Source organism: Armatimonas sp., from assembly GCF_964826245.1.
Genome location: NZ_CBAYMC010000316.1, coordinates 1 through 4,112, shown reverse-complemented (window position 1 = coordinate 4,112; position 4,112 = coordinate 1). Strand labels below are relative to the sequence as shown.

5 protein-coding genes and 1 pseudogene are annotated in these 4,112 nt (G+C 59.9%); 4 read left to right on the top strand and 2 right to left on the bottom strand.

Annotated elements, in window-relative coordinates:
• The 4 genes from asnS to AC1XOS_RS20465 all read left to right on the top strand — a co-directional run.
• A partial coding sequence (gene asnS / locus AC1XOS_RS20480) for an asparagine--tRNA ligase (protein ID WP_481964066.1) occupies positions 1-810 on the top strand: 810 nt, incomplete at its 5' end.
• Positions 811-814: 4 nt separating this feature from the next.
• Positions 815-1,390 carry a hypothetical protein gene (locus AC1XOS_RS20475; protein WP_481964065.1) on the top strand — a complete coding sequence of 192 codons (576 nt, stop codon included), beginning with the start codon at positions 815-817 and terminating at the stop codon, positions 1,388-1,390.
• Positions 1,391-1,392: 2 nt separating this feature from the next.
• Positions 1,393-2,073: a SpoIIE family protein phosphatase gene (locus AC1XOS_RS20470; RefSeq protein ID WP_481964064.1), complete on the top strand. Its 681-nt coding sequence runs from the start codon at positions 1,393-1,395 to the stop codon at positions 2,071-2,073.
• Positions 2,037-2,723, top strand: a complete 687-nt coding sequence (locus AC1XOS_RS20465; protein ID WP_481964063.1) for an N-acetylmannosamine-6-phosphate 2-epimerase — start codon at positions 2,037-2,039, stop codon at positions 2,721-2,723. Before AC1XOS_RS20470 ends, AC1XOS_RS20465 begins: the two co-directional genes overlap by 37 nt.
• Before the next feature lie 40 nt (positions 2,724-2,763).
• Here AC1XOS_RS20465 and AC1XOS_RS20460 read toward each other — a convergent pair whose 3' ends face one another.
• Both AC1XOS_RS20460 and AC1XOS_RS20455 read right to left on the bottom strand, forming a co-directional pair.
• Positions 2,764-3,744 carry a sigma-70 family RNA polymerase sigma factor gene (locus AC1XOS_RS20460; RefSeq protein WP_481964062.1) on the bottom strand — a complete coding sequence of 327 codons (981 nt, stop codon included), beginning with the start codon at positions 3,742-3,744 and terminating at the stop codon, positions 2,764-2,766.
• Between the two features lie 210 nt (positions 3,745-3,954).
• Positions 3,955-4,112: pseudogene (locus AC1XOS_RS20455) on the bottom strand (hypothetical protein); the annotation flags it as partial.

Below are 4,112 nucleotides of genomic sequence, written 5' to 3'. Positions count from 1 at the left end.
GACTTCTTTGGCAAGCAGGCGCATCTCACGGTCTCCGGGCAGCTTGAGGCCGAGATCTTCGCGCTAGCCTTTACCAACTGCTACACCTTTGGTCCCACGTTTCGAGCTGAGAACTCCAATACCCCACGCCACTTAGCCGAGTTCTGGATGATCGAGCCCGAGATGGCCTTCTGTGACTTAGAGGGCAATAAAGCGCTTGCGGAGGCGTTTCTAAAGTATGTGATTCAGCATGTCCTCGATACTTGCGCGGCTGATTTGGAGTTTTTCACCAAGCGCATTGATGAAAATGTTCTGCCAACTCTGGAAAAAGTGGCCCGTAGCACGTTTGGACAGATTACCTACACGGAGGCCATCAGTATCCTCGAAAAAGCCAGCAAGGCCAAGAGCTTCGAGTTCCCCGTTTTCTGGGGCTGTGATCTCCAGTCTGAGCATGAGCGCTATCTCACCGATGAAGTCTTCCAGCGTCCGGTGATTGTCACGGACTACCCCAAGGAGATCAAGGCGTTCTACATGCGCCTCAACGACGATGAAAAAACCGTCCGGGCCATGGATGTTCTTGCGCCGCGTATCGGGGAGATCATTGGAGGGAGCCAGCGCGAGGAGCGCTACGACGTGCTGATTGACAAGATCCGCAAGCAGGAGCTCCCCGAAGACGTGTACTGGTGGTACTTGGAGCTGCGTAAGTACGGCTCCGCGCCCCATGCGGGCTTTGGTCTCGGGCTGGAGCGCCTGGTGCTCTATCTGACGGGCATGAAGAACATTCGGGACGTGATTCCCTTCCCCCGTACGCCCGGAAGCGCGGATTTCTAGTGCCATGCAGACCGTCATCCGTAACCTGCACTTCCAGAACCTCAAGCCCAGTAAGTTCGTCGCGGGCCTGAAAAAGCCCGAGGGAATTGTCTCGCTGACGCCCAATGACGCGCAGATGCGCCTCACGGTTCAGGGAGAAAAAGAGGCCGTCGAGCTTCTTGCCCAGCTGGTGCCGCTTGCCGATGTGCGCTCGCTGCGCTACCAGCTTGCCCTGACTCTGGTTCGGCTTGGCCCTGGGACGCGCAGGACGGTTATCGAGAAGAAGATCCTGGTGCTCGAAAACAACACGAAGGTTGCTCAGAGTCTTGGGCAGGGGGCGTTTGAGCTACAGGGAGTGCTTCATGGGAGCCCCAAAGAAGCACAGCTCACGTTTGCTGCCCGCGTGATGCGTGGCACTGGAGCCCAGCGCGTTGCCGCCGAGTCCCTTCAGGTCATGCGCCGACTCCCGTTTCAGAAAACCGTCGCGATTGCCCGCTTCGATGATCCGAACGCAAAGCGTCCTACGAGTAAGAAAATAGCGCCCATTGCGCTGGTTTTAGAAGCGCTTGCTACCGAGATCACCCGCTCACCGGTAAAGTAGCCATGTCGCTTTTTACGAGTGCCTCGCGGCTGGCAAGCTACCGAGGCGAGGCTTCGGAAGACCGTGCGCTGATTGTGCATGCCGCGCCACAGACCCTGGTGCTTGCTCTTGCCGATGGGGTGGGCGGGCGACCGGGCGGCGGTGAGGCGGCGCAGCTTGCAATCGAGACTGTGGAGATCGAGGGGGCCAAGCTGGCTAAGAACGGCGCTCGGCTCTGGCCGGGGTTCTTCCGGGCGCTGGACGACGCTTTAGCGGCCCACACAGATGCGGGCCAGACCACGCTGATCGGGCTAACCCTCACCTCGCAAAAGCTCGTGGGAGCCTCCGTGGGCGACTCAGAGGCCTGGTGGATCACGTCGGAGGGGCACTTCGATATCACGGAGGCACAGAGACGCAAGCCGCATCTGGGTACCGCCGCCGCAGAGCCTGTTGCTTTTGCGCTCAAGCTCACCTCGCCCGGAACCCTCCTGCTCGCCAGCGACGGGCTCTTTAAGTACACCGATCCCCTCGCGGTCACCGATGCGGTTCGTGGAGCCGCCGATGTTGAGGCCGCCGCCGATGCTCTGGTGGCTCTGGCCTCCGCCCCCGCCGGGCGCTTCTACGACGATCTGGCCCTGATCTTAGTCAGACTTGATACAATAGCGCCGTGGACAAGCTTTTTACACCGCTTCAAGGCGGACTGATCGTCTCCTGCCAGGCACTCGAAGGGGAACCGCTCTTTGGCTCCGAGATCATGGCCAGGCTCGCACGGGCGGCAACGCTCGGAGGAGCGGTTGGAATTCGCGCCAATACTCCGATAGACTGTGCCGCGATCAAGGCCGAGGTACCCGAGCTGCCGCTGTTTGGGCTCTGGAAAGTGGTCGTACCGGGCTTTGACGAGGTCTATATCACCCCAAGGCTCCGTGAGGCGGTGGCCATTGCTGAGGCCGGTGCGGAGATTATCGCGATAGATGCCACACTCCGTCCGCACCCCGAGGGCACGACGGCAGAGCTAATTCAGGCCATTAAACGCACAACGGGGCGGCTGGTGCTGGCCGATATTGACAACGAAGCATCGGCGGTGGCTGCGGTTGAGGCCGGTGCGGATGCGATCTCCACCACACTCTCCGGCTACACGCCAGACTCTCCCAAGCTTTCTGGCCCGGACTTAGAGCTTGTCGCAAGACTTGCCGCGCACAAGCTTCCCGTGCCGCTTTTCGCCGAGGGCCGGATTCACTCACCGGAAGATGCTCGCGCTGCCCTTGATGCTGGAGCCTTTGCGGTGATCGTGGGGGGCGCGATCACCCGCCCGGCTCAGATCACCGAGAGATTTGCAAGAGCGCTCCGCAAATAAAAAAAGCCCGCCATCCGGCGGGCCTTTAATTTTAGGCGATCTAAGCAATGACTGTGTCGCGGAGGCGGCCCCCAACTTCGCTACGGCGTAGCTTTTGCAGTGCTCCTGCCTCGATCTGGCGGGCACGCTCCCGAGAGAGGTGTAGCGCTTTGCCGACTTGCTCTAAAGTCATGGGCTGCTCCTGATCCTCTGAGAGTCCGTAGCGCAGGGAGAGCACTTCTTTCTCGCGGCTGCTCAGGTGATCCAGCGCCTTGTTGATCTCGTCCCGCAGAGCACGGCGGAAGATGCGCGCCGAGGGGCTCGTGGCATCTTCGGCGGGCAGCAGATCGCCGAGGCGAGTGGTGGAGTCGCCCGCAGGCGCGTCCAAGCTCATGGGTTCGGGTGTCTCAGCCTCTAAGAGCGTCTCGACTTTGTCTACCGGCAGGCTGATCTCGTGGGCGATCTCCTGTGGGGTGGGGACGCGGTTGAAGCGCGTGGCCAGCATCTCACGGGTACGCTTGATCTTACCCAGGCTCTCAATAGCGTGCGAGGGCAGGCGGATCGTGCGTCCCTGGTTCTCCACGGCGCGGCCCAGTGCCTGGCGAATCCAGTGGGTGGCGTAGGTTGAGAAGCGGAAGCCACGGCGCCAGTCGTACTTATCCACGGCGTGGATCAGGCCGAGGGTGCCTTCCTGAATCAGGTCTTCCATGGCGATCCCACGGTTCTGGTACTTCTTAGCGATACTGGTGACAAGGCGCAGGTTCGCATTCACCAGGATCTCACGGGCACGCTCGCCCTGCTTGCCACCGCGCTCAACACAGCGGGCGAGCCAGCGCTCTTGACGTGGTGTTAAAAGGGCCACACTGTTGGCGCCTCCACGGTCGGCGACAAATGCCGTAAACGAAAACTCTTTCATCGGATCAAAGCTTTCATCTTGCTCGGGAGTGCTCTGCGCAACCTCCGACTCGGAGAGAGCCGTCGTTGGCGCCTCCGCCGTATCCAGTTGCTGTTCAGTTATGGTATCCGGCGTTAGTGTAGTCATTTCTTTCTTATACCCAGTGGAGGTGTCTTTTGAAACGCCTCCGGTCTTTGCTCCGGCTTACGGAGACAGTACTATCCTATTATTTACGGTGTAAACCGCTGATAAGTTCCCTATCGTTTTTAACAGGAAACGTGCTAAACGGACGTTCACCCCTTACTATTTTTAGAGACGGTGCAAAACCGCAAGAGGTTTCGCCCTATCCTATAATCCTTACAATCGCGGGTCTACCGGCTCTGACTCCAGAGCAAGAACCGCAAAAGCGCACTCATGAACCCGACGCAAAGGCTCTCGGCGGACGAACCGCTCCAGCCCCTCCACTCCCAGGGCAAGCTCCCGCAGGGCTAACGCACGCTTGCCGGAGAGGCCGC